The organism is Streptomyces lichenis, from assembly GCF_023218175.1.
Classification (GTDB): Bacteria; Actinomycetota; Actinomycetes; order Streptomycetales; family Streptomycetaceae; genus Streptomyces; species Streptomyces lichenis.
Genome location: NZ_JALPTH010000038.1, coordinates 19194 through 44109, shown reverse-complemented (window position 1 = coordinate 44109; position 24916 = coordinate 19194). Strand labels below are relative to the sequence as shown.

General features: G+C 74.3%; 21 protein-coding genes. 6 read left to right on the top strand and 15 right to left on the bottom strand.

Annotation, left to right across the window (positions count from 1 at the left end; translation table 11 throughout):
* Positions 1 to 7 precede the first annotated feature (7 nt).
* The 6 genes from M1O15_RS28575 to M1O15_RS28550 form a co-directional block, all read right to left on the bottom strand.
* A complete protein-coding gene (locus tag M1O15_RS28575) occupies positions 8 to 1204 on the bottom strand; it encodes an acetylornithine transaminase (RefSeq protein ID WP_248637103.1) in 1197 nt (398 codons plus the stop codon).
* Complete coding sequence (argB, locus tag M1O15_RS28570) at positions 1201 to 2118, bottom strand: acetylglutamate kinase (RefSeq protein ID WP_248637102.1); 918 nt, start codon at positions 2116 to 2118, stop codon at positions 1201 to 1203. Before argB ends, M1O15_RS28575 begins: the two co-directional genes overlap by 4 nt.
* On the bottom strand, positions 2115 to 3266 hold the full coding sequence (argJ, locus tag M1O15_RS28565; RefSeq protein ID WP_248637101.1) for a bifunctional glutamate N-acetyltransferase/amino-acid acetyltransferase ArgJ: 1152 nt from the start codon (positions 3264 to 3266) through the stop codon (positions 2115 to 2117). Before argJ ends, argB begins: the two co-directional genes overlap by 4 nt.
* Complete coding sequence (gene argC, locus M1O15_RS28560) at positions 3263 to 4291, bottom strand: N-acetyl-gamma-glutamyl-phosphate reductase (RefSeq protein WP_248637100.1); 1029 nt, start codon at positions 4289 to 4291, stop codon at positions 3263 to 3265. The genes argJ and argC overlap by 4 nt, the downstream gene beginning before the upstream one ends.
* A 185-nt stretch (positions 4292 to 4476) precedes the next feature.
* Positions 4477 to 5199, bottom strand: a complete 723-nt coding sequence (locus M1O15_RS28555) for an SDR family oxidoreductase (protein WP_248637099.1) — start codon at positions 5197 to 5199, stop codon at positions 4477 to 4479.
* Between the two features lie 231 nt (positions 5200 to 5430).
* Positions 5431 to 7752 carry an ATP-binding cassette domain-containing protein gene (locus M1O15_RS28550; RefSeq protein WP_248637098.1) on the bottom strand — a complete coding sequence of 774 codons (2322 nt, stop codon included), beginning with the start codon at positions 7750 to 7752 and terminating at the stop codon, positions 5431 to 5433.
* Positions 7753 to 8286: 534 nt separating this feature from the next.
* Between M1O15_RS28550 and M1O15_RS28545 the strand changes: the two genes are divergently transcribed.
* Positions 8287 to 8838 carry a hypothetical protein gene (locus M1O15_RS28545; RefSeq protein WP_248637097.1) on the top strand — a complete coding sequence of 184 codons (552 nt, stop codon included), beginning with the start codon at positions 8287 to 8289 and terminating at the stop codon, positions 8836 to 8838.
* Here M1O15_RS28545 and M1O15_RS28540 read toward each other — a convergent pair.
* Both M1O15_RS28540 and M1O15_RS28535 read right to left on the bottom strand, forming a co-directional pair.
* The gene (locus tag M1O15_RS28540; protein WP_248637096.1) at positions 8828 to 9994 is read right to left on the bottom strand and encodes a methyltransferase; all 1167 of its coding nucleotides are present in this window, start codon (positions 9992 to 9994) and stop codon (positions 8828 to 8830) included. The genes M1O15_RS28545 and M1O15_RS28540 overlap by 11 nt on opposite strands.
* A 138-nt stretch (positions 9995 to 10132) precedes the next feature.
* Positions 10133 to 10606 carry a GNAT family N-acetyltransferase gene (locus tag M1O15_RS28535; RefSeq protein ID WP_248637095.1) on the bottom strand — a complete coding sequence of 158 codons (474 nt, stop codon included), beginning with the start codon at positions 10604 to 10606 and terminating at the stop codon, positions 10133 to 10135.
* A gap of 187 nt (positions 10607 to 10793) precedes the next feature.
* Between M1O15_RS28535 and M1O15_RS28530 the strand changes: the two genes are divergently transcribed.
* Positions 10794 to 11042, top strand: coding sequence for a DUF1918 domain-containing protein (locus M1O15_RS28530; RefSeq protein WP_248637094.1), 249 nt, complete (start codon positions 10794 to 10796; stop codon positions 11040 to 11042).
* A 42-nt stretch (positions 11043 to 11084) separates the two neighbouring features.
* On the opposite strand, the gene M1O15_RS28525 is transcribed toward M1O15_RS28530, so the two are convergent.
* A complete protein-coding gene (locus M1O15_RS28525) occupies positions 11085 to 12308 on the bottom strand; it encodes a glycoside hydrolase family 10-like protein (protein WP_248637116.1) in 1224 nt (407 codons plus the stop codon).
* Between the two features lie 386 nt (positions 12309 to 12694).
* On the opposite strand from M1O15_RS28525, the gene M1O15_RS28520 reads away from it, so the two are divergent.
* Both M1O15_RS28520 and M1O15_RS28515 read left to right on the top strand, forming a co-directional pair.
* A complete protein-coding gene (locus tag M1O15_RS28520) occupies positions 12695 to 13555 on the top strand; it encodes a 3-hydroxybutyryl-CoA dehydrogenase (RefSeq protein WP_248637093.1) in 861 nt (286 codons plus the stop codon).
* Positions 13556 to 13724: 169 nt separating this feature from the next.
* Positions 13725 to 13982 carry a hypothetical protein gene (locus M1O15_RS28515; protein ID WP_248637092.1) on the top strand — a complete coding sequence of 86 codons (258 nt, stop codon included), beginning with the start codon at positions 13725 to 13727 and terminating at the stop codon, positions 13980 to 13982.
* A 59-nt stretch (positions 13983 to 14041) separates the two neighbouring features.
* Here M1O15_RS28515 and M1O15_RS28510 read toward each other — a convergent pair whose 3' ends face one another.
* The 4 genes from M1O15_RS28510 to M1O15_RS28495 all read right to left on the bottom strand — a co-directional run bounded on the left by M1O15_RS28510 (position 14042) and on the right by M1O15_RS28495 (position 19078).
* Positions 14042 to 14572: an NUDIX hydrolase gene (locus M1O15_RS28510; protein ID WP_248637091.1), complete on the bottom strand. Its 531-nt coding sequence runs from the start codon at positions 14570 to 14572 to the stop codon at positions 14042 to 14044.
* Between the two features lie 78 nt (positions 14573 to 14650).
* The gene (locus M1O15_RS28505; RefSeq protein ID WP_248637090.1) at positions 14651 to 15991 is read right to left on the bottom strand and encodes a tetratricopeptide repeat protein; all 1341 of its coding nucleotides are present in this window, start codon (positions 15989 to 15991) and stop codon (positions 14651 to 14653) included.
* 356 nt (positions 15992 to 16347) lie between these two features.
* On the bottom strand, positions 16348 to 17424 hold the full coding sequence (locus tag M1O15_RS28500) for a PP2C family protein-serine/threonine phosphatase (protein WP_372499605.1): 1077 nt from the start codon (positions 17422 to 17424) through the stop codon (positions 16348 to 16350).
* A gap of 985 nt (positions 17425 to 18409) precedes the next feature.
* Entirely contained in the window at positions 18410 to 19078 is a 669-nt protein-coding gene (locus tag M1O15_RS28495) for a TetR/AcrR family transcriptional regulator (protein WP_248637088.1), read from the bottom strand.
* A gap of 56 nt (positions 19079 to 19134) precedes the next feature.
* Here M1O15_RS28495 and M1O15_RS28490 point away from each other — a divergent pair, with 56 nt between their 5' ends.
* Together M1O15_RS28490 and M1O15_RS28485 are read left to right on the top strand one after the other, a co-directional pair.
* Positions 19135 to 20583: an MFS transporter gene (locus M1O15_RS28490; RefSeq protein WP_248637087.1), complete on the top strand. Its 1449-nt coding sequence runs from the start codon at positions 19135 to 19137 to the stop codon at positions 20581 to 20583.
* Positions 20580 to 20975 carry a cupin domain-containing protein gene (locus M1O15_RS28485; protein WP_248637086.1) on the top strand — a complete coding sequence of 132 codons (396 nt, stop codon included), beginning with the start codon at positions 20580 to 20582 and terminating at the stop codon, positions 20973 to 20975. The genes M1O15_RS28490 and M1O15_RS28485 overlap by 4 nt, the downstream gene beginning before the upstream one ends.
* 127 nt (positions 20976 to 21102) lie before the next feature.
* Here the strand turns inward: M1O15_RS28485 and pheT are convergent, their stop codons facing one another.
* Together pheT and pheS are read right to left on the bottom strand one after the other, a co-directional pair.
* Entirely contained in the window at positions 21103 to 23631 is a 2529-nt protein-coding gene (gene pheT, locus M1O15_RS28480; protein ID WP_248637085.1) for a phenylalanine--tRNA ligase subunit beta, read from the bottom strand.
* The gene (gene pheS / locus M1O15_RS28475) at positions 23631 to 24770 is read right to left on the bottom strand and encodes a phenylalanine--tRNA ligase subunit alpha (protein ID WP_248637084.1); all 1140 of its coding nucleotides are present in this window, start codon (positions 24768 to 24770) and stop codon (positions 23631 to 23633) included. Before pheS ends, pheT begins: the two co-directional genes overlap by 1 nt.
* Between the last annotated feature and the right edge of the window lie 146 nt (positions 24771 to 24916).

The window sequence follows — 24916 nt, the reverse complement described above, 5'->3', positions numbered from 1 at the left end:
GGTCGCTTCACTTCCCCGTGTCGTCCTTTCCGCTCACGCTGTCCAGGACGCCGGGCAGACCGGCGAGGAAGGCGTCCACGATCTCGTCGCCGATGGTCAGCGGCGGCATCAGCCGTACGACATCGGGGGCGGGCGCGTTCACCAGGAGGCCGGCGTCCTGAGCCGCCTGCTGCACCTGGGGGGCGAGGGGCTCGGTGAGCACGATACCCAGCAGCAGGCCGGAGCCCCGGACGTGGGAGACCAGCGGGTGGCCGAGAGCCTCGATTCCGTCGCGCAGCCGCTCGCCGATCCGCTTGACCTGGTCGAGGGTGCCGTCGGTGGCGAGGACGTCGATGACGGCGAGGCCGGCGGCGCAGGCGACCGGGTTGCCGCCGAAGGTGGAGCCGTGCTGGCCGGGGGCGAGCAGGTCGGCGGCGGGGCCGAAGGCGAGAGTGGCGCCGATGGGCAGTCCGCCGCCGAGGCCCTTGGCGAGGGTGACGATGTCCGGTTCGACGCCGTGTGCCTGGTGCTCGAACCAGTGGCCGCAGCGGCCGACGCCGGTCTGCACCTCGTCCAGGACGAGCAGGGTGCCGGTGGCGCGGGTGATCTCACGGGCGGCCTTGAGGTAGCCGGCGGGCGGGACGACCACGCCGTTCTCGCCCTGGATCGGCTCGATGATCACCATGGCGGTGTCCTCGGTGACGGCGGCGGCCAGTGCCTCGGTGTCGCCGAACGGGACATGGGTGACGTCACCGGGGAGGGGGAGGAAGGGGCCCTGCTTGGAGGGCTGGCCGGTGAGGGCGAGGGCGCCCATGGTGCGGCCGTGGAAGCCGCCCTCGGTGGCGACCATATGGGTGCGGCCGGTGAGCCGGCCGATCTTGAGGGCGGCCTCGTTGGCCTCGGCGCCGGAGTTGCAGAAGTAGACGCGGCCGGGGCGGCCGGCGAGCTGGAGGAGCTTCTCGGCGAGGGTGACGGTCGGCTCGGCGGTGAAGAGGTTGGAGACATGGCCGAGGGCGCCGATCTGGGCGGTGACGGCCTGGACGACGGCGGGGTGGGCGTGGCCGAGGGCGTTGACCGCGATCCCGCCGACGAAGTCGAGGTACGCGGTGCCGTCGGCGTCCCAGACGGTGGCGCCCTCGCCGCGCACCAGGGGCAGCCGGGGCGTGCCGTAGTTGTTCATCAGCGAGGCGCCCCAGCGCTGCTGGAGTGTGTCGTTGGCGCTCATGCGGTGCATCCCCCCTGGGTGGGTCGGGCGGCGTCGGGCACCACCATGGTGCCGATGCCCTCGTCGGTGAAGATCTCCAGCAGGATGGAGTGCGGGACCCGGCCGTCGATGACCCGGGCGGTGGTGACGCCGTTGCGCACGGCGTGCAGGCACCCCTCCATTTTGGGGACCATGCCGCTGGAGAGCTCGGGCAGCAGCTTCTCCAGCTGGGTGGCGGTGAGCCTGCTGATCACCTCGTCGCTGTTCGGCCAGTCCTCGTAGAGGCCTTCGACGTCGGTGAGGACCATCAGCGTCTCGGCGCCCAGCGCCGCAGCGAGTGCCGCAGCCGCCGTATCAGCATTGACGTTGTAGACATGGTGGTCGTCCTCGGAGCGGGCGATGGAGGAGACGACCGGGATGCGGCCGTCGGCGAGCAGGGCTTCGATGGCGCCGGTGTCGATGGCGGTGATCTCGCCGACCCGGCCGATGTCCACCAGCTCGCCCTCGATGCGCGGCTGGTGCTTGATCGCGGTGATGGTCCGGGCGTCCTCACCGGTGAGGCCGACGGCGAGCGGGCCGTGCTGGTTGAGCAGGCCGACCAGTTCCCGCTGGACCTGTCCGGCGAGCACCATCCGGACCACGTCCATCGCCTCGGGGGTGGTGACCCGCAGTCCGGCGCGGAACTCGCTGACCAGGCCGTGTCGGTCGAGTGCCGCGTTGATCTGGGGGCCGCCGCCGTGCACCACGACCGGCTTGAGCCCGGCGTGGTGGAGGAAGACGACGTCCTGGGCGAAGGCGGCCTTCAGCTCCTCGTCGACCATGGCGTTGCCGCCGAACTTGACGACGACGGTCTTGCCGCGGTGGCGGGTGAGCCAGGGCAGTGCCTCGATGAGGGTCTGCGCCTTGGGCAGGGCGTTGTGCTTCCGGGCGCTCATGAGCTGTACGCGCTGTTCTCGTGGACGTAGTCGGCGGTGAGGTCGTTGGTCCAGATGACCGCGGAGGCCTCGCCGGCGGCCAGGTCGGCGGTGATCACGATCTCCCGGTAGCGCATGTCGACCAGGCCGCGGTCCTCGCCGACGGAGCCGTTCCTGCAGACCCAGACGCCGTTGATGGCGACGTTCAGCCGGTCGGGCTCGAAGGCGGCGGAGGTGGTGCCGATCGCGGAGAGCACCCGGCCCCAGTTGGGGTCCTCGCCATGCAGGGCGCACTTGAGGAGGTTGTTGCGGGCGATGGAGCGGCCCACCTCGACGGCGTCGTCCTCGGTGGCGGCGTTGACCACCTCGACGCGGATGTCCTTGGAGGCGCCCTCGGCGTCCCCGATGAGCTGGCGGCCGAGGTCGGCGCAGACCTCCCGTACCGCCTCGGCGAACTCCTCGGAGCCGGGGGTGGTGCCGGAGGCGCCGGAGGCGAGCAGCAGCACGGTGTCGTTGGTGGACATGCAGCCGTCGGAGTCGACCCGGTCGAAGGTGGTCCGGGTGGCCTCGCGCAGCGCCCGGTCCAGCTCGTCGGCCGGCAGGTCGGCGTCGGTGGTGAGCACCACCAGCATGGTGGCCAGGCCGGGGGCGAGCATGCCGGCGCCCTTGGCCATCCCGCCGACGGTCCAGCCGTCCCGGGTGGCGACGGAGGTCTTGTGGACGGTGTCGGTGGTCTTGATGGCGATGGCGGCCTTCTCGCCGCCGTGCGCGGACAGCTCGGCGGCGGCCTTCTCGACGCCCGGGAGCAGCCTGTCCATCGGCAGGGTGACGCCGATCAGCCCGGTGGAGGCCACCGCGACCTCGCCGGCGCCGACGCCCAGCACCTCGGCGGCCTTCTCGGCGGTGGCGTGGGTGTCCTGGAAGCCCTGGGGGCCGGTACAGGCGTTGGCTCCGCCGGAGTTGAGGACGACCGCGCGCAGCTCGCCGGCCTTGAGGACCTGCTGGGACCAGAGGACCGGGGCGGCCTTGACGCGGTTGGCGGTGAAGACGCCGGCGGCGGCGCGGCGGGGCCCGGTGTTGACCACGAGGGCCAGGTCCGGGTTGCCGTTCTCCTTGATCCCGGCGGCGATGCCCGCCGCCTGGAACCCCTGTGCTGCCGTGACGCTCACGGTGCCACTCCGTTCTTGGGAAGTCCGGTCTCCTCGGGCCATCCGAGGGCGATGTTCATGCTCTGCACCGCGCCGCCGGCGGTGCCCTTGGTGAGGTTGTCGATGGCGCTGACCACGATGATCCGTCCGGCGGCCGGGTCGAGGGCGACCTGCACCTGGACGGTGTTGGAGCCGTAGACCGCGCCGGTGGCGGGCCACTGGCCCTCGGGCAGCAGATGGACGAACGGCTCGTCGGCGTAGGCCTTGGCGTAGGCGGCCCGCAGCTCGTCGGCGGTGGTGCCGGGGCGGGCCTTGGCGCTGGAGGTGGCGAGGATGCCGCGGGGCATCGGGGCGAGGGTCGGGGTGAAGGAGACGGTGACCGGCTCCCCGGCCGCGGCGGAGAGGTTCTGGGCCATCTCGGGGGTGTGCCGGTGGCCGCCGCCGACGCCGTACGGGCTCATGGAGCCCATGACCTCGGCGCCCAGCAGGTGCGGCTTGAGCGACTTGCCCGCCCCGGAGGTGCCGGAGGCGGCGACGACGACCGCCTCGGGCTCGGCCAGCCCCGCCGCGTACGCGGGGAAGAGGGCGAGCGAGACGGCGGTGGGATAGCAACCGGGCACCGAGATGCGCTTGGACCCCTCCAGCGCGGCGCGGGCACCCGGCAGTTCGGGGAGCCCGTAGGGCCAGGTCCCGGCGTGCGGGGAGCCGTAGAACGCCTCCCAGGCGGCGGCGTCCGCCAGCCGGAAGTCGGCGCCCAGGTCGACCACCAGCACCTCCTCGCCGAGCTGCTCGGCGACGGCGGCGGACTGGCCGTGCGGCAGGGCGAGGAAGACCACCTCGTGGCCGGCCAGCACCTCGGCGGTGGTCGGCTCCAGCGTGCGCTCGGCGAGCGGTGCAAGATGGGGCTGGAGCGCGCCCAGCCGCTGCCCGGCGTTGGAGTGGCCGGTCAGGGCGCCGATCTCGATCCGCGGGTGGGCGAGCAGAAGGCGCAGGAGCTCTCCTCCCGCGTATCCGCTCGCTCCCGCCACTGCTGCTCTCATGGCCATCGGCCCTCCCTCAGTCGTGGCATGACTATACAATTCTCGGTACTTTTATGCAACGAGGATTGGGGGGATATGCGGGCCGGGTGCCGGCATCGCCGCTGGTGAGCGGGTTGGTCGGTGGTTGGTCGGCGGTTGATGGGTGGTTGGTCGGCCTCCGGGAGCGCTGACGGGTGATGACCCGGAGGCCGTCAGTCCGGGACCAGGCCGCCGGTGAGGTCGAGCTCGGTGGCGGTCATGGTGCGGGCCCGGTCGAAGGCGGCGAAGACCGCGGCGTTCGCCACGTCCTCGTAGGCCGGACGCTCGGCGAGGAGCGCCCTCTCGTCGGCGCGGTTCTCCTCGCCGGGTGCGGGCGAGCCGGGTGAGAGCAGCCAGGCGACACGGACGCCGTGCGGACCGAGTTCGGCGGCGAGCTGCCGGCAGACACCGGTGAGGGCGGACCAGGTGAGGTGCGATCCGCCCAGGTCGGGGATGGTCTCGCGGCCGCCGGCCGGCACCAGCAGGACGCCGCCGCCGCGCTGGACCATGTGCCGGGCCGCCGCGGCGGCCGTGGTGAGCGTGGTGGTCACCGCCTTGGTGACCGGGCGGAGCACATCGGCGAGGGCCGGGTCGAGGAGCGGGCTGCCCTGGACGTCCTCGTGGGAGGTGGCGTTGAAGTAGATGTCGATGCCGTGGCCCGCGGCCGCCGCCGCGTCGGCGTGGCGGTCGGCGGCGGCGCGGTCCGTGGCGTCCAGCCGCGCGGCATGGGCGACCCCGCCCGCGTCCCGGATGCGCCGCGCGGTGTCGTCGAGGGGCGGCAGGGTCCGTCCGGTGAGGTGGACGGCGGCGCCCTCGCGCGCGAAGGCGCGGGCCACGGCCGCCCCCACCGCTCCGGAACCGCCGTGGACGATCGCCGTCTTCCCGGCCGGCAGCATGGTGCCCTCCTCGGTACGGGTGCGGACACCCGTACCGACTCGGCGGCGGGCGCGGACTCATCGCCCACCGGCACTCTCCGGCGGGCACGGGGGCCGAGGCGCCGGCGACCACCCACGTCCCGGCAGTCCCGGGGCCGAAGCGCCGACGACCACCCACCTTCCGGCGGTCCCGGGGCCGAAGCACCGGCGACCACCCACCTCCCGGCGGCCCCGGGGCCGAAGCACCGGCACTCAGGCGCCGACGTACTCCGCCAGGTGCTCGCCGGTGAGGGTGGAGCGGGCGGCGACCAGGTCGGCGGGGGTGCCCTCGAAGACGATCCGGCCGCCGTCGTGGCCGGCCCCGGGGCCCAGGTCGATGATCCAGTCGGCGTGCGCCATCACCGCCTGGTGGTGCTCGATGACGATGACCGACTTCCCGGAGTCCACCAGCCGGTCCAGCAGGCCGAGCAGCTGCTCGACGTCGGCCAGGTGGAGGCCGGTGGTCGGCTCGTCCAGCACGTAGACGCCGCCCTTCTCGGCCATGTGGGTGGCCAGCTTGAGCCGCTGCCGCTCGCCGCCGGAGAGGGTGGTGAGCGGCTGCCCCAGGCTCAGATAGCCCAGCCCCACGTCGGCGAGCCGGTGCAGGATGGCGTGCGCGGCCGGCACCCGGGCCTCGCCGGCCCTGAAGAACTCCTCGGCCTCCGCCACCGGCATCGCCAGCACCTCGCTGATGTCCCGGCCGCCGAGGTGGTGGTCGAGCACCGAGGCCTGGAACCGCTTGCCCTCGCACTCCTCGCAGGTGGTGGCCACCCCGGCCATCATCGCCAGGTCGGTGTAGATGACCCCGTTGCCCTTGCAGTGGGGGCAGGCGCCCTCGGAGTTGGCACTGAACAGGGCCGGCTTCACTCCGTTCGCCTTCGCGAACGCCTTGCGGATCGGGTCGAGCAGCCCGGTGTAGGTGGCGGGGTTGCTGCGCCGGGACCCGCGGATCGCGCCCTGGTCGATCGAGACCACGCCCTGTCGGCCCGGGATCGACTGGTGCACCAGCGAGCTCTTGCCGGAGCCGGCGACCCCGGTGACCACGGTGAGCACGCCGAGCGGGATGTCGACGTCCACGTCCCGCAGGTTGTGGGCGTGCGCGCCGCGGATCTCCAGCGCGCCGGTGGGCTTGCGCACGCTGTCCTTGAGGGCGGCGCGGTCGTCCAGATGGCGGCCGGTGAGGGTGCCGGAGGCCCGCAGGCCCTCCACGGTGCCCTCGAAGCAGACCGAGCCGCCGGCCGTACCGGCGCCCGGGCCGAGGTCCACCACATGGTCGGCGATGGCGATCGCCTCCGGCTTGTGCTCCACGACGAGCACGGTGTTCCCCTTGTCCCGCAGCCGCAGCAGCAGCTGGTTCATCCGCTGGATGTCGTGCGGGTGCAGACCCGTGGTGGGCTCGTCGAAGACATAGGTGGTGTCGGTGAGCGAGGAGCCGAGGTGGCGGATCATCTTGGTGCGCTGCGCCTCGCCGCCCGACAGGGTGCCGGAGGGCCGGTCGAGCGAGAGGTAGCCGAGCCCGATCTCCACGAACGAGTCCAGGGTCTGCTGGAGCGTGGCGAGCAGCGGGGCCACCGACGGGTCGCGCAGCCCGCGCACCCATGCGGCCAGGTCGCTGATCTGCATCGCGCAGGCGTCGGCGATGTTGATGCCGCCGACCTGGGACGCGCGGGCCGCCTCGTTCAGCCGGCTGCCGCCGCAGTCGGGGCAGGCGGTGAAGGTGACCGCCCGGTCCACAAAGGCCCGGATGTGCGGCTGCAACGCGTCCCGGTCCTTGGAGAGGAAGGACTTCTGGACCTTCGGGACCAGCCCCTCGTAGGTCAGGCTCATGTTGTCGACCTTCACCTTGGTCTGCTCGTGGTGAAGGAAGTCGTGCAGCTCGGTCTCGGTGTAGTCGCGGATCGGCTTGTCCGGGTCCAGAAAGCCGGAGGAGGCGAAGACCCGCACCAGCCAGCCGTCCGGGGTGTAGCCGGGGATGGTGATGGCGCCCTCGGCGAGCGACTTGGACGCGTCGTAGAGCTGGGTCAGGTCGATGTCGGTGACGCTGCCCATGCCCTCGCAGCGCGGACAGGCCCCGGCGGGCTGGTTGAAGCTGTAGTGGAAGGCCGGTCCGGCGCTGGGCTCACCGAGTCGGCTGAAAACGATCCGCAGCATCGCGTTGGCGTCGGTGGCGGTGCCGACGGTGGAGCGCGAGTTGGCGCCCATCCGCTCCTGGTCGACGATGATCGCCGTGGTCAGCCCCTCCAGCACATCGACCTCGGGCCGCGCCAGCGCCGGCATGAAGCCCTGGACGAAGGCGCTGTAGGTCTCGTTGATCAGCCGCTGCGACTCGGCCGCGACGGTGCCGAACACCAGGGAGCTCTTGCCCGAGCCGGACACGCCGGTGAACACCGTCAGCCGCCGCTTCGGCAGATCCACGCTGACGTCCTTGAGGTTGTTCTCCCGCGCGCCCTGGACGCGGATCAGATCATGGCTGTCGGCGGCGTGCGGCTCGGGCGACCCGGTGTGCGCCGTCGGCTTCCCCGTGGCCTTGCTCATCGTGTCTCCATAGGTGTCTGTACGTGGGTGTGGCGTCCGCGATGTGCGTGTGAGGCGGACGGAAGGGCCCCGCTGCCCAGTGTCGTCGGCGTCGGCTCCACCCGCCCGACCGGCCGGCATTCGGCCATGCGTACCGTACGTCGGAGCCTCCGCCGGGGTGGATCTTTCCGGCCGCCGGGGGCGCCCACGGGGGCTCAGCCCGGGCCCCGCGACCCGGCTGCCGCGCGGGGTGCCGGCCGACGACCGGCGGCGGCGCGGTGGGGGCAACCCGGCACGGGTTCACCGAGGGCGAGGACATCCGCGCGGCCGTCGGCGCGTCCCTCGCCGCGACCGGGGTGGGCGGTGCGGGCGGGCCGCCGGGTGGTTGACCCGGGTGCCACCGGTCACCGGTCACCGGATGGACGCCGGCCGGTGGTGGCACCGGATCCGTATCGCCTTCAGCCCTCAGGCGTACCACGCGCTCGGCCGCCCGAACGAACCGGCCGCGACCGTGAGTTGATGTCCGGGGGTGGGCCGCCCGGCCAGTCTGGGGCCATGCCGAAGACACCGCATCTGCCGCTCGTCCCCCGCTGGGCCCGGATCGCCGCCGCGACCGCGGCGCTGACCACCGTCCCTTCGGGGCTGTGGCGGATCGCCATCGCCGTGGGCCTTCCCGTGGGGCTGGCCCCGTCCGAGTACGACACCATGGGCGCGCCCGGCTGGGGGTCGCTCTGTCTGATCGTCCTCACCGTCCTCGCCGAGCTGCTCTCCTACCTCACCCTGGGACTGGTCCGGCCCTGGGGGGAGGTGTGGCCGTCCTGGCTGCCGTGGCCGGCCGGGCGGCCGGTCCCGGTGCGGGTGGCCGTGGGGATGGCCGGGTTCGGGGCGCTGGCCACCAACACGTACGCCGTGCTGGCGGTCGGCACCTGGTTGAGCGGCGCCCGGATGGACGGCCCCGACTGGGGCAACTGGCTGTTCCAGGCCGCCTACGCGCCCCTGGTGCTGTGGGGGCCGCTGCTCACCGCGGTCACCGTGCACTACTACCGGCGGCGCACCGGCCGGCTGGGGCTCGGCGGCCGGGCGCCCGCCGCGGCGGTCAGGTCCTGACCGAGCGCAGCACGGCGAACTTCGGGTCGCCGGCCACGGTCTCGCAGTTGCCGAACACCCGGCGCAGGGTGACATGGTGGCCGAGGTGGCGGTTGGCGACGACCCGCAGTTCGCCGCCTCGGCGCAGGGCGCGCCGGGCGCCGGTGAACATCCGCCGGGCGGTCAGGTCGCTGGTCGCCTGGTGGCTGTGGAACGGCGGGTTGCAGAGCACCACGTCCACCGACTCGGGGGCGAAGTCCGCCAGTCCGTCGCCGGTGCGGAACTCGGCCTTGGTGGAGGCGGTGCCGGGGTTGGCGCGGAAGGTCTCCTCGGCGGAGGCGACCGCCTGGTACGACTCGTCGGTGAGGACCAGCTCCGCCCCCGGGTCGGTGACCGCGACGGCGAGCCCGACCACCCCGTTCCCGCAGCCCAGGTCGACCACCCGGCGCCCGTCGAGCCCCTGGGGCAGATGGCGGAGGAAGAACCGGGTGCCGAGGTCCAGGCGGTCGGCGCAGAAGACCCCCGCGTGGTTGACCACCGGGCGCCCGGCGACCCGGGCGGCGTCGGCGGGCAGCTCGTACCGGTACGGCCAGGGGCTCGGGGTGCGGGGCAGGCCGGGGTCGGGGGTGGCGAGGATCAGCCGCGCCTTGCGCACCGCCAGCGAGGTGCGGGTCGGGCCGATGATCCGCTCGAAGAGCCGGAGGGTGGAGGTGTGGACCTCCTTGACCATGCCGGTGCCGACCACCAGCGTGCCCTCGTGGACGGCGGGCGCCAGCCGGTGCAGCTGGTCTTCCAGCAGGGCGAGGCTCTTGGGCACCCGTACCAGCAGGATGTCGACCCGCTCGGGCGGCGCGTCCCGGGTGGTCAGCAGCGACGCGGTGGAGGGATCGATCCCGGCGGCGGTGAGGTTGGCGCGGGTCGCCCGCTGCCCGAGGTGGGAGTCGGTGATCTGGACCAGGGGCCGCCCGGGGTGGCGGGCGGCGAGGGCGGTGGTGAGCGCGCCCCAGCGGTCGCCGACCACCGCCACCGTCCCGGACGGCACGGCCGTCTCGGGGTCGGCCAGGTGCCGCAGCAGATACTCGTCGGCGGCGTCCCAGGCGCGCAGCCGCTCGCGCGGGTCTTCGGGGAAGCGGGTGAGCCGGTACTCGCCCCAGGGCGTGGTCAGACGGTCGTTCATCGTGGGCTCAAGGCTAGCCGGTGCCGGGGGCGCGACCGGCGGGCGGTTCAGCACGAGGGGCGCCGGGGGTTCAGCCGAGGACCGGCGGGCGTTCAGCCGAGGACCGGCGGGCGGTTCAGCCGAGGACCGGCGGGTGGTTCAGCCGAGGGGCAGCACCATGAACTCGCCGTCGGGCGGGGCGGTGAAGCCGTGCCGGGCGTAGAGCCCGTGCGCGTCGGCGGTCGCCAGCATGATCCGCCTGAGCCCGAGCGGTGCCAGCCGCGCGCGTACGGCGGTCACCAGGGCGCCGCCGATCCCCCGGCCGCGCGCCGCCCGGTCCACGTAGACGTCGCACAGCCAGGCGAAGGTGGCCTGGTCGGTGACCACCCGGGCGTAGCCGAGGAGTGCGCCCGAACCGTCCTCGTACGCACCGAAGTTGAGCGAGCCGTCGATGGCCCGGTCCTGGTGCGCGCGGCTGCGGCCGAGGGCCCAGTAGGCGTCGGTGGACAGCCAGTGGTGGACACGGGCCCGGTCCAGCCGGGCGGGGTCGGTGGAGATCTCGTACGCCGGGCCGGTGGCCGCGCCCCGCTCCCCCGGCCCCGCCCCGCCCGTCCGCCCGCTCGTCTGGTCCATGATCGGACTCTGGCAGCAGCGGACGGGGTTGTCACGGGGTGCGCGGGATGTTCGCTGAGAGGGTCCGGCGGCGGCCGAGGCGCAAGTCCCCGTACGGGTGAGCGCCCCGGGCCTCCGGACGTACACTCGCGATACGGACGAAGTACGCCACAGGGGGATCAACCACCACCGCCATGAGGAGGTCCCCATGCACGCGACCGTGGGCGACACGCTGCTGGTGCACGGCAGGACCGTGGGGCAGCACGACCGCACCGCCGAGGTCATCGAGGTCCTCGGGTACGACGGCGAGCCGCCGTACCGGGTGCGCTTCCGCGACGACGGCCATGAGGCCCTGATGTCCCCGGGCCCGGACAGCGTTGTACGGCACCATGAGCGGCCCGCCGGACTCGGAGGCGAGCCCGGCACCCTGGGCAGCGGGCCCGGCGCGATGACCTGACCGGGAGGGATTACGGGGCGGGGATGTCCTGACCGGGAGGAGTCACGGGGCTGAGTAGTGGTCGGCGACCACCCGTGCCATCGCCCCGGACTTGTCGGCCACCACCTCCTTGGCCGCGAAGAAGATGTGCCCGCCCACCCCCGGATGGTCGGCGGCCAGGGTGAGGTGGCGGGACAGCTCGGCCGGGTCCTGCCAGGCGGCGGGCTGGGCCGGGTCGCCGCACTTGTAGAGCGCCTCCCCCGCGTACAGGTCCGTGCCGGAGTCCCGTACCACCTCGTCCCACCAGGTCAGCAAGGTGCGGTAGTCGGCGGCGGCGTTGCCGATGTGCCAGTACAGCTGGGGCGCGATGTAGTCGATCCAGCCCTCCCGGGCCCATGTGCGGGTGTCGGCGTGCAGGTCGTCGTAGGTCTGCACCCCGGCCCGGGTGGCGGAGCCGAGCGGGTCGGTGACGGCGTTGCGCCAGACCCCGAAGGGGCTGACGCCGAACCGGGCGTCCGGCCGGACCTCCGCGATCCGCTCCGCGGTCTCCCGGACCAGCTGGTCGATGTTGTTCCGCCGCCAGGCCGCCTTGTCCGGGAAGCCGCCGCCGTACTCCTGGTAGGCGGCGTCGTCGGCGAAGGTCTGCCCGGCGACCGGGTAGGGGTAGAAGTAGTCGTCGAAGTGGACCCCGTCCACCTCGTAGCGGGCGACCGCGTCGAGCATGGCGTCCACCACGAAGCGCCGCACCTCCGGCAGCCCCGGGTTGTAGTAGAGCTTGCCGCCGTAGGGCAGCGCCCAGGAGGGGTTGCGCCGGGCCGGGTGGTCGGCGGTCAGCTTGGTGCGGTCGGTGTGGGTGGCCACCCGGTACGGGTTGAACCAGGCGTGCAGTTCCAGTCCGCGCGCGTGCGCCTCGGCCACGGCGGTGCCCAGCGGGTCCCAGCCGGGGTCCTTGCCCTGGGTGCCGGTCAGGCACTGGGCCCACGGCTCGTACGGGGAGGGCCAGAGCGCGTCGGCGGTGGGCCGCACCTGGAAGACCACCGCGGTCAGCCGGCGCCGTACCGCCGCGTCCAGCAGCGCCAGCAGCTCGCTCCTCTGCTGGGCGGCGGTGAGCCCGGTGCGGGAGGGCCAGTCCCGGTTGGTGACGGTCGCCAGCCACATCCCGCGGAAGTCGGTGGAGGTCCGGCCGGTGCCGCCGCCCCCGCCCTGCCCCTCCGGCGCGGGCGGGCGCTCCTGGTCCCGGCCGCCGCCGCGCCGGGGCGCCGCGCCCGCGCCGCCGGTGGCCATCATGGCCGCCACCAGGCCCGCGGTGGCCGCCGCCAGCCCCCTCCGGCCGATCGCCCCGGCCGCTCCCTGGTGGTTCGCCCCGCCGATCGCCCCGGCCACTCCCTTGTAGTTCGCCTCGGCCGCTCGGCCCGCTGTTTCGCCGGCCGCCCCGCCGGCCGCCGCGTCCGCCGTTCCGCCGGGTGCCGTGGTACCTCTGGTCCGCCGCATCGCCTCGCCCCTCGCTTCCGCTCGCTTCCGGGTCGTCCTGGCCGAGCATGGCCGCCCGACCGGAGCATGCCCGCCCCGGCCCGCCCGTCATCCGCGCGTACGGAGTAACGTCGTGGCGTCGAGGCGGGCGCCGGAAGCACACGGGGGACCTGCCGCCGGAGGACTGAAGCGAAAGGCACGATGTGACCGACATCGAACGCGTCGGAGTGGTGGGCTGCGGCCAGATGGGCGCGGGCATCGCGGAGGTGTGCGCCCGCAGCGGGCTAGAGGTCAAGGTCGCCGAGACCACCGGTGAGGCGCTGGAGTTCGGCCGCACCCGGCTCTACACCTCGCTGAACCGGGCCGCCGAGCGCGGCAAGATCACCGAGGAGGAGCGCGACGCGACCCTCGCCCGGCTGACCTTCACCACCGACCTCGGCGAGTTCGCCGACCGCGATCTGGTCATCGAGGCGGTCGTGGAGAACGAGCAGGTCAAGACCGAGATCTTCCAGGTCCTCGACCAGGTGGTCACCCGCGAGGACGCGATCCTCGCCTCCAACACCTCCTCCATCCCCCTGGTGAAGCTGGCGGTGGCCACCTCCCGCCCCGACCAGGTGATCGGCATCCACTTCTTCAACCCGGCGCCGGTGCAGCAGCTGGTGGAGCTGATCCCGGCGCTCACCACCTCCGAGGGCACCATCAGCCGTGCGCAGGGGGTGGTGGAGAAGGTGCTCGGCAAGCACGCCATCCGCGCCCAGGACCGGTCCGGCTTCGTGGTCAACGCGCTGCTGATCCCGTATCTGCTCTCCGCGATCCGGATGTTCGAGTCGGGCATCGCCAGCCGCGAGGACATCGACAACGGCATGGAGCTGGGCTGCGCCCACCCGATGGGCCCGCTGAAGCTCGCCGACCTGATCGGGCTGGACACGGTCGCCTCGGTGGCGGACTCGATGTACGCCGAGTACAAGGAGCCGCTGTACGCCGCTCCCCCGCTGCTCCAGCGGATGGTGGACGCGGGGCGGCTGGGCCGCAAGACGGGCTCCGGCTTCTACCCGTACAACTGAGTCCGGGTGGGGCGGGAGTGCCGCCCCCGTCACTCCGCGTCACGAAAATTCGCACGGGGTGTGCGGAGCGTGTGCGCAGAGGCGCCGCACACACGCTCCCCCGGCCTCCCTCCGAGGGGGTTGACTCGCTACCGCCCGGTACCCGTCAGCCCCACGAGGAGCGAGAGACATGACCCCCACCGACCCCGACCACTTAGCCGCCGAGGAACTGGCCGAACTGCGCCGCTGCCTGGACGTCGGGTTCGCCCGGATCGACGGACGGCTCGCCCTGCACTCCCACCGCGACGGCCAGGCCGACCGCGAGCTGGCCGAGCTGGCCGCCCGCGTCTCGGCGCTGGAGCACACCCGCTGGCCGCTGCCGGCCGTGGCCGCGTTGAGCGCGGCCGGCGCGCTCGCCGCGACCGTGTGGCAGGCCTTCGGCCGTTGAGCGGACGGCCGTCCGGCCGGCGCCGACCGGCATGGCGGCCCGCGGTGCGGCAGGGCCGTTCAGCCCAGCCGCAGATGGTGCAGCATCAGCAGCCCGGCCGCCATGTTGGCGGCCGGGACCTCGCCCCGGGCGATCATGTCCGGGACCAGCTTCAGCGGCACCCACTCCCGCCGTGCGGACTCGAAGGCGTCCTCGGGTTCGCCGATGTGCTCGGCCTCCTCGGCCCAGTACAGATGGTGCCGGGCGTCGCTCAGGCCGTTGGACGGCTCCACGGTGAGCAGATGGGTGAGCGGGCCGGGGCGCCAGCCGGTCTCCTCCTCCATCTCCCGGGCGGCGGCCGTCTCGATGTCCTCGCCGTCCTCGACGACCCCGGCGGCCAGCTCCCAGCCCCAGCTGCCGGTGATGAAGCGGTGCCGCCAGAGCAGCAGCACCTCGTTCGCCGGGTTGACGACGGTGGCCGCGGCCACCGGGCGCAGCCGGATGAGGTAGTGGTCCAGCCGGCGTCCGCCGGGCACGGCGACATCCGCCAGGTTGACCTTGAACCAGCGGTTCTCATACACAGTTTGTTCGGATCGGTTCGTCCACTGCACGTTTCTGCCACCTTCCGACAAGGGGATGGCAACATCGCAGCAGTCCGCGGCCCGGGGCGGAACGTCGCACGGGGGACGTCACAGCGGCACGCGCAGCGCCCCGTCGATCAGCTCGGCCGCCTCCTCGGCGTTCTGGCAGCCGCTGGCGGCCAGCTTGCCGCGCACCTCGCGCAACCGGTCGCGCAGCCGCTGGGACTCCATCCCCCGGGCCCGTTCGGCCATCTCGCGGGCGGTGCGCGCGGCCAGGTCGGGCTCGCCCTGGCGCAGCTGGATCCGGCTGAGCATGGCGAGCCGGTGCACCCGGCCGCGGTCGTGCGCGGGGGTGGCGACGGCGGCGGTGGCGTGCTCCCGCGCGGCGTGCAGATCGCCCAGGCTCAGCAGCGCCTCGGCGACCTGGACGTTGACCAGTCCCGGCTGGACGTAGCCGGTCTCGTCCGGCTCCCGGCCGGGCCGGATGCGCTCGGCCTCCGCCTCGGCCCGCCGGATACAGGCCAGCGCCTCGGAGCCGTCCCCGAGATGGGCGTACGCCTTGGCCTGCATGGCGTGCAGATCGGCGGCGAGCGCGGGGGTGATCTGCCGGCCCGCGGTGCGCAGCGCGGCCTCGGCGAAGGCCACCGCCTGCCGGAACTCCCCCAGGAACAGCGACTGGTTGACCAGCAGGGCGATCACATAGGCGCCGAGCCCCTGGTCGCCGCTGGCCTTGGCCAGCCGCAGCGCCTGGTGGAAGTAGCGCTGGGCCAGGCCGTGCGCGTCGGAGTCGTAGGCGCAGATCCCGGCCACCGCGACCAGTCCGCCGGTGGCGCGGTGCAGTTGGCGGCCCAGGGCGTCGCTGTAGCCGCCGCGCAGCAGCGGGGCGGTCTCGGTGTTGAGGAACCGGACGATCCGGGCCCGGGTCGCGACCCCGCCGGATCTTCGGTACATCAGCTCGTAGTGGGCGCGGGCGGCGCGCAGCAGCGCGACGTCGGAGGGCCCGACCCGGTCCTGCCCGGCGCGGGAGACGTCGGTGTCCTCCGGTGGGTTCTCCCACTCCCAGACCGGCATCACCGCGGGGGTGCCGGTGACGGCGGAGGCGCCCAGTATGTGCGGGCGCTGCTGCTCGTCGGAGCGCCACAGGGCGGTGGCCCGCTCCACGAAGCCGGACAGCGGGGAGCCGTGCGCGGCGGGCGCCTGGCCCGGTACGCCGAGGCCGATGTCGTCCAGGCCGACCGGGCGGCGCAGCCGGGCGCCGAGCACCTCGCAGATCAGGTCGGGGACCTGGCCGCGCGGGCGCTGCCCCTTCAGCCAGCGGGCGACGGCGGTGTGCTCGTAGCGCAGGGCCAGTCCCCGGGCGCGGCCGGCCTGGTTGACATGGGCGGCGAGGCCGGCGTGCGAGATGCCCGCCTCGTCCAGCAGGGCGTCGAGCAGGGTGTTGGGCTGCATGGTGGCCCCTCGTGGTCGCGTGCCCTGGGCGGGGCCTGACGACGGATCGGGTGCCCTACCGGGCGGGGGAGGGCGCCGCGGGGCGGCCCTTGGGCGGGCCGCCCGATGGCGACAGCGTAGTGCGGCGGCGTTCGCACGGGGTGTGAACGGAGTACCCGCCTCCGGGCGGCGCGCGCACTGCCGCCGCGGCGGGCGGGGCGGTTGACTGGTCGTCTCGCACAGAGCGGCCGGGTCGCCGGCTCCCCCTCGTAGAACGCGGCGGCCCTCGTGCACCGTCCGTCCGCCTGACCCGCCCACACTCCGCGGCGGGCGGACGGGGCCGGCCGCTCCTCACCCGGCCGGGGTGCGAGACGACCTCAGGGGTACGGGAGTTCCCGCGCCGAGCCGGTCTGGCAGGGCTGCGGGAGGGTGCCGGGGCGGCCCTGCGGCGGGCGGCCGTCGTCCCGTACCACCAGCAGCGCCACGTCGTCGGCGAGCCGCCCGCCGGTGTGGCGGAGCAGCGCCGTGTGCACCCGCCGGATCAGGGCCGCCGGGGGCACCGGCGCCGCCTGGGCGCTCTCGTCGAGGAGCTGGCGCAGCCCGAAGAAGCGTCCGGCGGCGTCCCGGGCGTCCTCCGCCCCGTCGGTGTGCAGGACCAGCGCCTCCCCGGGCGCCAGGACACCGGCCCGGTGCACCGGCGGCTCGGCCGGCAGCGGGAACACCCCGAGCGGCGGCAGCGGTTCACCGGCGGTCAGCCGCTCGGCGCCGCGGGGACCGAGGCGGTACGGGAGGGGGTGGCCGCAACTGACCACCAGCACCGTGCCGTCGGGGCGGATCTCCAGGAGCAGCAGGGTGACGAACTCCTCGGCGGCCGGGCCGCCCGCACCGTCCCGTTCCCTCAGGTGACGGGCGTGCGCCCGGTTCAACCGCCGCAGTACGCCGCCGAGTTCCGCCTCGTCATGTGCGGCCTCCCGGAAGCTCCCCAGCACGGCGGCGACCGCGCCGAGCGCGCCGATGCCGTGACCGCGCACATCCCCGATGACGCAGCGCACCCCGTGCGGGGTGGCGACCGCCTCGTAGAGGTCGCCGCCGACCGAGGCTTCCCGGGAGACCGAGAGCTGGCCCGCGGCCACCGCGAGCCCGTCCAGCCGGGGCGGCAGCGGGCGCAGCAGCACCTGCTGGGCGGCCCGGGCCACCTCCCGTACCTGGTGCAGCTCGCGCAGCAGCCCGCGCCGGGCACCCAGGACCAGGCAGACCCCGACCGCGCAGAACACCCCGCCGGTGACCAACCGGGCGGCGGCCCCGTCGAGCCGGGCCAGCGGGCAGAGCACCTGCCAGAGCACCGCGGCGCCGCCCCACAGCAGGGGCGCCGGCAACGGCCCGAACCGGCGCCACCGCGACCATGGGCAGTTCGGGTGCACCCCATGGGGGCTGAGAGGTCTGGAACGGAGCATACGGACCGCCCTTCTCCGGGCCGTCACCCGTGGTCGGGGCGACTGCCCCGATCGTCCACGCCCCCCGGGCACGTCCACCAGCCCTCCCACTCGAACGAGTGAGGGATGGGGTCCGGTGGTGTGATCGGGGGGGGCGGGGCGCTGCCGTGCGGGGAGAGGTGGGGGGATGCGGACCCCCGGCCGCGGAGGTGCGCGCCACGGGCCGGGCCACAGGCCGCGGGCGGGGCGTGGGCGCGCGAGGCCCGGTGGGCGGAGTGGGGGCGCGCAGGGCCCCGGAAAGTGGGCGGCTGATGCTACGCGGGGCCCGGCGCCCGGAGCCCCGCGGGGTCGACGAGCGGCGCGCTACGGGGCGAGCCGGGGGATGGAGGGCGCCGGTCGTGGCGGGGCGGCCCACGGCCCGGCGCTCAGCGCCCGGCGGCCCGGCGGCCCGGCGGCCCGCATAACGACGAGCGGGCGCCACGGGGTGCGCCGCAGGATGGAGGTTGCCGGTCGTGGAGATGCGGCCCACCCGGCGACCCGGCGGTCCGCACGGCGATGAGCGGGCGGCATGGGCCGCACCGGGGCGGCAGTGCGCCGCGGGTCGCGCCGGGGGTGGGGGCTTCGGACCGCGCCGGGGGCGGGCGGCGCCGACGGGGGCCGGCGGCCGTGGTGGGGGTGGCCCACGGGCCGGGCCACCGGCCGTGGGGAACCCCTCGGGCGCAGGGGCACCGGCGGGCGGCGGGTGGGCGCCCAGCCCCCGGAACGCGCCCACGCCGAGGGCGTACCTCGGAACGCCGGCGTGGACAGGCGCACCCCGCCACACCAGCGCGGGCAGGCGCACCCCGCCAAACCGGCACGGCAGGCGCACTCCGGGGCGTCGGCGCGAACGGCGGGCTCGTGCGCGCCCCGGCGCGGAGGGGCGTGCTCCGACGCGCCGGTGGTGGCGGACGCGGCGGTCTTCTGCCGGCGGACGGTCGTCTGTCGGCACCTGAGGGCGGCCGCGGTGTCAGCGGCGGGCGAGAAGGCCGTCCACCAGGGCCTGGAGCCCGTCCCGGTAGGTGTCCTCGGCGGTCAGCGGAGCCCAACGGTCCGCGGCCTGCGTCAGGCGCGGTAGCTCGCTCGGGTCGAGATCGGCGAAGACCTGCTCCCGGTAGGTCGCACGGTCGTCGTCCGCGCGGCGTCGGGCCGCTGTCGTCCTGACCACGATCTCCCCGGCGGTGTAGTACCAGATCGCGCGGTAGCCGTGCACGGCCCGGTCGAGGGGGAGGCCGCATCCGACCAGGCCGTCGACGATCTGCTCGACGAACCACAGCGCGCTCGTGGACAGCAGGTCGTCGGCGGTCAGGACCTCCACGATCCAGGGGCAGGCGGCGAGCGCCTCGTGGATCGCGGTGGCGGCCACGACGATCCGCTCGCGGGGGTGGTCGGGCAGCCGCGGGCGGCGCAGGGTCCGGGCGGCGTAGTCGTCCAGCAGGAGGACGAGCAGTTCCTCCTTGTCGCGGACGTGGTGGTAGAGCGCCATCGGCGTACTGCCGACCTCCGCGGCCAGCCGCCGCATGGTCAGCCGGCCCACACCTCCCTCATCCACGATCCGGCGGGCTGTCGCGATGATCTCCTCGCGGGAGATACGGGGAGGTCGGCCCAGGGTCTTACGCGGTGCGGACGGTTGCGGCATGCCCCCATCCTCCCCGGCTGTCGACAACGGCGAACCCTGGCGCTAACTTTTCTTACATGTACAGAAACTCTTACGGGAGACCCGGAGTGGTGCTGGCGGCGGCCGCCGTCGCCCAGTTCGTCGTCGCTCTGGACATGTCCGTCGTCAACGTCGCCTTACCCGCGATCCGGGCGGCGTTGGGATTCGCGCCGCTCGACCTGTCGTGGGTCGTGCACGTCTACGCGCTCGCCTTCGGCGGGTTCCTGCTGCTGGGAGGACGCGCCTGCGATCTGTACGGGCGACGGCGGATGTTCGTGCTGGGGCTGACCGCCTTCGGACTGTGTTCGCTGGTGGGCGGGCTGTCCCAGGACCCCTGGCAACTGATCGCCGCACGCGCCGGTCAGGGCGTGGGCGCCGCCGCGGCCGCGCCGGCCGCGCTGGCGATGCTCACCACCACCTTCGCCGAAGGCCCCCGGCGTGTCCGGGCACTGGGGGTGTGGAGCGCGGTGAACGCCGCGGGCGGCGCACTCGGTGTGCTGGCGGGTGGACTGCTGACCGAGTACGCGGGCTGGCGCTGGGTCATGCTGGTCAACCTGCCCATCGTCGCGGCGGCTCTGGCCCTCATCCCCGCGGGGGTACCCGCCGGAGCCCCGGCTGTCCGGCGTGAGAGGCTGGACGCGCTGGGTGCCGTCCTGGCGACGGGCGGAGTGGGGCTGCTGGTGCTCGGTGTCGTCCGCACCGACACCCTGGGCTGGGGCTCCCCGGCCACCTGGGCGGCCCTCGCCGCCGCGGCCGTGACGCTGGCCGTCTTCGCCTTCGCCGAGGCGAGGGTCGCCGCACCGCTGCTGCGTCTCGGACTGCTGCGCAGCCGCTGGGTCGCCGGCGCGAACATGCTGGTGTTCCTGGCCGCGGCCGGCCAGTTCACGGCCTTCTACTTCGTGTCCCTGTACCTGCAGCAGGTCCTGGGCATGGGTGCCGCGGCGACCGGCGCCGCGTTCCTGCCCTTCTCCCTGGGCCTGGTCGCGGGAACCGTCATCGCCACCCGGGTCACCGCGTCCCGCACCCCCCGCGCCTGCCTGGTGCCCGGCGCCCTGCTGGCCGCCGCGGGCCTGGCCTGGTTCGCCCTGATCAGCCCCGACGGCGGCTTCCTCACCGACGTGCTCGGCCCGTCCCTCGTCACCAGCGTCGGCGCCGGGCTGGTCCTGGCCCCGGTCGCCGCCGCCGCGACCACCGGCGTCGCCCCGCACGAGGCCGGCATGGCCGGCGGCCTCATGAACAGCTCCCGCCAACTCGGCGGCTGCATCGGCCTGGCCGCCCTGGCCACCATCGCCGCGCACCGTACCGGCACGACCACCGACCCCACCGCCCTCAACGAGGGCTACGCCCTGGGCCTGGCCATCACCGCCGCCGTCTTCGTGCTCGCGGCGGTCGTGGCCCTCGGTGTACTGCCCCGCCGCCGAACCGTCACCCCTGTTCCGCGCTCCACCCACCACGCGGAGAACCACTGGGAAGGAACACCGTCATGACGAACACCACCATCGACCTGTTCGCCTCGGCCCTGCACTTCCGCCCCGACGGCGATGTCCGAGCCGTCGAACGGCAGATGGCGGGCAGCGGCTCCGGCGCCTGGCAGATCGCCGCGTTCCACGTGGCGAGCGACGCCGACGTCCACGCCGACCACTGGGAGATGCACCCGCAGGCCGAGGAAGCGGTGTGCTGCCTCACCGGCGGCGTCCGCCTCTACTTCCGCCCCGAGGCGCCGGGCGGGGCCGAGGACATGGTGCGGTTGCGGGCAGGCGCCGCCGTGATCGTCCCCCGTGGCCGCTGGCATCGCCTGGAACTGGACGCCCCCAGCGATCTGATGTCGATCACCCTTCGCGACGGCACCCGCCTCGAACGGCGCACCGGCACCTCCTGACCGGTGGGTGGCCCGAAGACATGGCGACCCCAGGGACCGGGCCGCCCCCTGCCGAAACGCCCCGCCCCCGGCGCCGTAGCAACCGGGGGCGGGGCGTTCTTCGTGTCCGGGACGGGACGGGTGCCGGTCAGGCGCCCCGGAGGACCGCGCCGGTGCGTTCGGCGGCCAGGGCGACCGCGGTGTCGCGGGCGGCGGAGGCCTCCTCGACGGTGAGGGTGCGGTCGGCGGCGCGGAAGCGGAGCGCGTAGGCGAGGGACTTGCGGCCCGCGCCGATCTGCTCGCCGGTGAACACGTCGAACAGGCGGAGGGATTCGAGGAGTTCACCCGCGCCCTCGCGCAGGGCCCGCTCCACCTCGGCGGCGGGCACCGCGGTGTCGACCACCAGGGCGACGTCCTGGGTGGCCACCGGGAAGGTGGAGATCCGGGGGGCCGGGACGGGGCCGGTGGTGGCGGCCTCGACCAGGTCCAGGTCCAGCTCCATGGCGCTGGTCCGGGCCGGCAGGTGCAGGGCCTTCACGACCCGGGGGTGCAGCTCTCCGGCGTGGCCGGCCACCCGCTCCTCGCCGTCCACGACCACCACCAGCTCGGCGCAGCGGCCCGGGTGCCAGGGGCCGTACTGGCCCTGGCGGACCAGGAGTTCGGCACCGGCCTCGCGGGCCACCGTACGGGCGGCCTCGACCGCGTCGGCCCAGTCGGCCGGGCGGCCCTGGCCCCACCAGCCGGCCTGCTCGCGCGCCCCGGCGAGGACCACCGCGGCGTGCCGGGGCTGCCGCGGCAGCACGGCGTTGACGCGGGCGATCTCCTCGTCGGTGGGGCGGCGGTCGACCGGGAGGCGGGCGGCGATGCCCGACTCATCGGCCGCGGTGAAGACCAGGCCGGTCTCGAAGAGAGCCAGGTCATGGCTGCCGCGCCCGTCGTTGCGGCGCAGCGCGGCGAGGAGGCCCGGCAGCAGCGTGGTGCGCAGCGCCGGCTCCTCGTCGGAGAGCGGGTTGACCAGCTTCACCGTGCGGCGGGCGGGGTCGCCGGCCGGGAGGTCCAGCTGGTCGAGCACCTGCTCGCCGATGAACGGGTAGTTCAGCGCCTCGACGTACCCGGCGCCGGCCAGCGCGCGGCCGACCCGGCGGTGCACCCGCTGGCGCGCGGTGAGCCCGCGGCCGGCCGGGGGCCTGGGCAGGGTGGAGGGCAGGCTCTCGTACCCCTCCAGCCGGATGACCTCCTCGGCGAGGTCGTTGGGCTCGCGCAGGTCGGGGCGCCAGGACGGCACCGTGACGACCAGCTCGTCCTGCCCGTAGACGTCGCAGCCGATCTCCTGGAGGCGGCGGACCACCGTCTCGCGGCCGTAGACCATCCCGGCCACCCGGTCGGGGTGGTCGGCGGGCATGGCGACGGTGTGCGGCGCGGAGGGCGCCAGCACCTCGGTCACCCCGGCCTCGGCGGTGCCGCCGGCGAGCAGCACCAGCAGGTCCACGGTGCGCTGCGCCGCGGCCGCGGCCGCCGCCGGGTCCACGCCGCGCTCGAAGCGCCGGGACGCCTCGGAGGACAGCTTGTGGCGGCGGGCGGTGCGGGCGATGGCGATGGCGTCGAAGTGGGCGGCCTCGATCACCACGTCGGTGGTGCCGCTGACCTGGCCGGTCTCCGGGTCGGTGACCGGGTCGGCGATCTCGGTGTTGGCGCCGCCCATGACACCGGCGATCCCGATCGGGCCGCGGTTGTCGGTGATCAGCAGGTCCTCGGCATCCAGCACCCGGACGGTGCCGTCGAGGGTGGTGATCTTCTCGCCGGGCTCGGCGCGGCGCACCGCGATGGGCCCGTCCAGCCGGCTCCGGTCGTAGGCGTGCAGCGGCTGGCCGAGCTCCAGCATCACGTAGTTGGTGACGTCCACGGCGAGCGAGATCGGCCGCATGCCGGCCTTCTGGAGGCGGCGCCGGAGCCAGATCGGGGAGCGGGCCTCGGGGTCGAGGCCGACCACGGTGCGCGCGGTGAAGCGGGAGCAGCCGACCGGGTCGGTGACCAAGACCGGGTAGCCGTACGCGTTGGGGCCGGGCACGTCCAGGAGTGCCGGGTCGCGCAGCGGCAGCCCGTAGGCGATGGCGGTCTCCCGGGCGATCCCGCGCAGCGAGAGGCAGTAGCCGCGGTCCGGGGTGACGGCGATGTCCAGGACCTCGTCGTACAGCTCAAGGAGCACGGTGGCGTCGGTGCCGACCTCGTGCTCCGGCGGCAGCACGATGATGCCGTGGCTGCCGTCGTCGCCCATGCCGAGCTCGTCGCCGGAGCAGATCATGCCGCGGGACATCCGGCCGTACGTCTTGCGCTCGGCGATCCGGAAGTCCCCGGGCAGCACCGCGCCGGGCAGCGCGACGACGACCTTGTCGCCCTCGGCGAAGTTCCGGGCGCCGCAGATGATCTCCTGCGGCTCCCCGGTGCCGTTGGCGGAGCCGACGTCGACCGTGCAGAAGCGGATCGGCTTCTTGAACTCGGTCAGCTCCTCGACGGTGAGCACCCTGCCGACCACCAGGGGGCCGGTCAGCCCGGCGCCGAGGCGCTCGACGGTCTCGACCTCCAGGCCGGCCGGCACCAGCTTGGCCTGTACGTCGCGGCCGGTCTCGCCCGCCGGCAGGTCGACGTACTCCCGCAGCCACGAAAGCGGGACCCGCATCAGATCTCCATCCCGAACGGCCGGGTGAACCGGACGTCACCCTCGACCATGTCTCGCATGTCCTCGACGTTGTGGCGGAACATCAGCATCCGCTCGATGCCGAACCCGAAGGCGAACCCGCTGTACCTCGCCGGGTCGACCCCGCAGGCGATCAGCACGTTGGGGTTGACCATGCCGCAGCCGCCCAGCTCGATCCAGCCCTCGCTGCCGCAGGTGCGGCAGGGCCGCTCCGGGTCGCCGACGGAGGCGCCGCGGCAGACGTAGCAGAGCATGTCCATCTCGGCGGACGGCTCGGTGAAGGGGAAGTAGTTGGGCCGCAGCCGGGTCTTCATGTCCGGCCCGAACAGGGCGCGGACCATGTGGTCCAGGGTGCCCTTGAGGTCGGCCATGGTCAGGCCCTCGTCCACGGCGAGCAGCTCGATCTGGTGGAAGACCGGGGTGTGCGTGGCGTCCAGCTCGTCGGTCCGGTAGACCCGGCCGGGGCAGACCACGTAGACCGGCGGCTCGCGGTCGATCAGGGTGCGGGCCTGCACCGGTGAGGTGTGGGTGCGCAGCACGACGCCGGACTCGTCGCCGGTGGTGGCCTTCCCTTCCGGAGAGGCGCCCTGGACGAAGAAGGTGTCCTGCATCTGCCGGGCCGGGTGGTCCGGTACGAAGTTCAGGGCGTCGAAGTTGAACCACTCGGCCTCGGCCTCGGGGCCCTCGGCGATCTCGTACCCCATGGAGACGAAGACGTCGGCGACGCGCTCCATGAAGGTGGTGAGCGGGTGGCGGGCGCCGGCCGGGACGCGGTCGTGGGGCAGCGTGACGTCCACGGCCTCCTCGACCAGCACGCGGGCGTCCCGCTCGGCCTCCAGCTCCACCTGGCGGGCGGCGAGCGCCTTGCTGACCTGGCCGCGGGCCTGGCCGACGCGCTTGCCGGCCTCCGCCTTGGCCTGGGGCGGCAGGGCGCCGATCTCCCGGTTGGCGAGGGCGAGCGGCGAGGTGCCGCCGGTGTGGGCGGTCTTCGCGGAGGCGAGCTCGTCCAGGTCGGCGGCGGCGGCGAAGGCGGCGAGCGCCTCGTCCTTCATGCGCTCGATCTGTTCCGGTTTCAGTGCCTCGACCTCGACTGGGTCGTACGACTTGTTGGGTGCCGACATCTCTTCCCGTGCTTCCGATGGGGTGGCTGGGGCCCCCGCTCGACGACCGAGGACGTGAATGTGCCAAAGGTCGAGTCTAGCGGGGGTACGGGGCGGGCCCGGCGGGCGCCCGTGAGCGGGGTCCGCCGGGTGGCATCCCCGGTGGC

What these genes read in the sequence shown, in the direction of transcription:
- argC (WP_248637100.1), bottom strand. Translation starts at nt 4,291, where the DNA reads ATGGCCATGAGAGCAGCAGTGGCGGGAGCGAGCGGATACGCGGGAGGA.
- M1O15_RS28525 (WP_248637116.1), bottom strand. Translation starts at nt 12,308, where the DNA reads ATGATGGCCACCGGCGGCGCGGGCGCGGCGCCCCGGCGCGGCGGCGGC.
- M1O15_RS28550 (WP_248637098.1), bottom strand. Translation starts at nt 7,752, where the DNA reads ATGAGCAAGGCCACGGGGAAGCCGACGGCGCACACCGGGTCGCCCGAG.
- M1O15_RS28545 (WP_248637097.1), top strand. Translation starts at nt 8,287, where the DNA reads ATGCCGAAGACACCGCATCTGCCGCTCGTCCCCCGCTGGGCCCGGATC.
- M1O15_RS28530 (WP_248637094.1), top strand. Translation starts at nt 10,794, where the DNA reads ATGCACGCGACCGTGGGCGACACGCTGCTGGTGCACGGCAGGACCGTG.
- M1O15_RS28490 (WP_248637087.1), top strand. Translation starts at nt 19,135, where the DNA reads ATGTACAGAAACTCTTACGGGAGACCCGGAGTGGTGCTGGCGGCGGCC.
- pheT (WP_248637085.1), bottom strand. Translation starts at nt 23,631, where the DNA reads ATGCGGGTCCCGCTTTCGTGGCTGCGGGAGTACGTCGACCTGCCGGCG.
- M1O15_RS28555 (WP_248637099.1), bottom strand. Translation starts at nt 5,199, where the DNA reads ATGCTGCCGGCCGGGAAGACGGCGATCGTCCACGGCGGTTCCGGAGCG.
- pheS (WP_248637084.1), bottom strand. Translation starts at nt 24,770, where the DNA reads ATGTCGGCACCCAACAAGTCGTACGACCCAGTCGAGGTCGAGGCACTG.
- M1O15_RS28540 (WP_248637096.1), bottom strand. Translation starts at nt 9,994, where the DNA reads ATGAACGACCGTCTGACCACGCCCTGGGGCGAGTACCGGCTCACCCGC.
- M1O15_RS28500 (WP_372499605.1), bottom strand. Translation starts at nt 17,424, where the DNA reads ATGCTCCGTTCCAGACCTCTCAGCCCCCATGGGGTGCACCCGAACTGC.
- argB (WP_248637102.1), bottom strand. Translation starts at nt 2,118, where the DNA reads ATGAGCGCCCGGAAGCACAACGCCCTGCCCAAGGCGCAGACCCTCATC.
- M1O15_RS28575 (WP_248637103.1), bottom strand. Translation starts at nt 1,204, where the DNA reads ATGAGCGCCAACGACACACTCCAGCAGCGCTGGGGCGCCTCGCTGATG.
- M1O15_RS28505 (WP_248637090.1), bottom strand. Translation starts at nt 15,991, where the DNA reads ATGCAGCCCAACACCCTGCTCGACGCCCTGCTGGACGAGGCGGGCATC.
- M1O15_RS28515 (WP_248637092.1), top strand. Translation starts at nt 13,725, where the DNA reads ATGACCCCCACCGACCCCGACCACTTAGCCGCCGAGGAACTGGCCGAA.
- M1O15_RS28485 (WP_248637086.1), top strand. Translation starts at nt 20,580, where the DNA reads ATGACGAACACCACCATCGACCTGTTCGCCTCGGCCCTGCACTTCCGC.
- M1O15_RS28535 (WP_248637095.1), bottom strand. Translation starts at nt 10,606, where the DNA reads ATGGACCAGACGAGCGGGCGGACGGGCGGGGCGGGGCCGGGGGAGCGG.
- M1O15_RS28495 (WP_248637088.1), bottom strand. Translation starts at nt 19,078, where the DNA reads ATGCCGCAACCGTCCGCACCGCGTAAGACCCTGGGCCGACCTCCCCGT.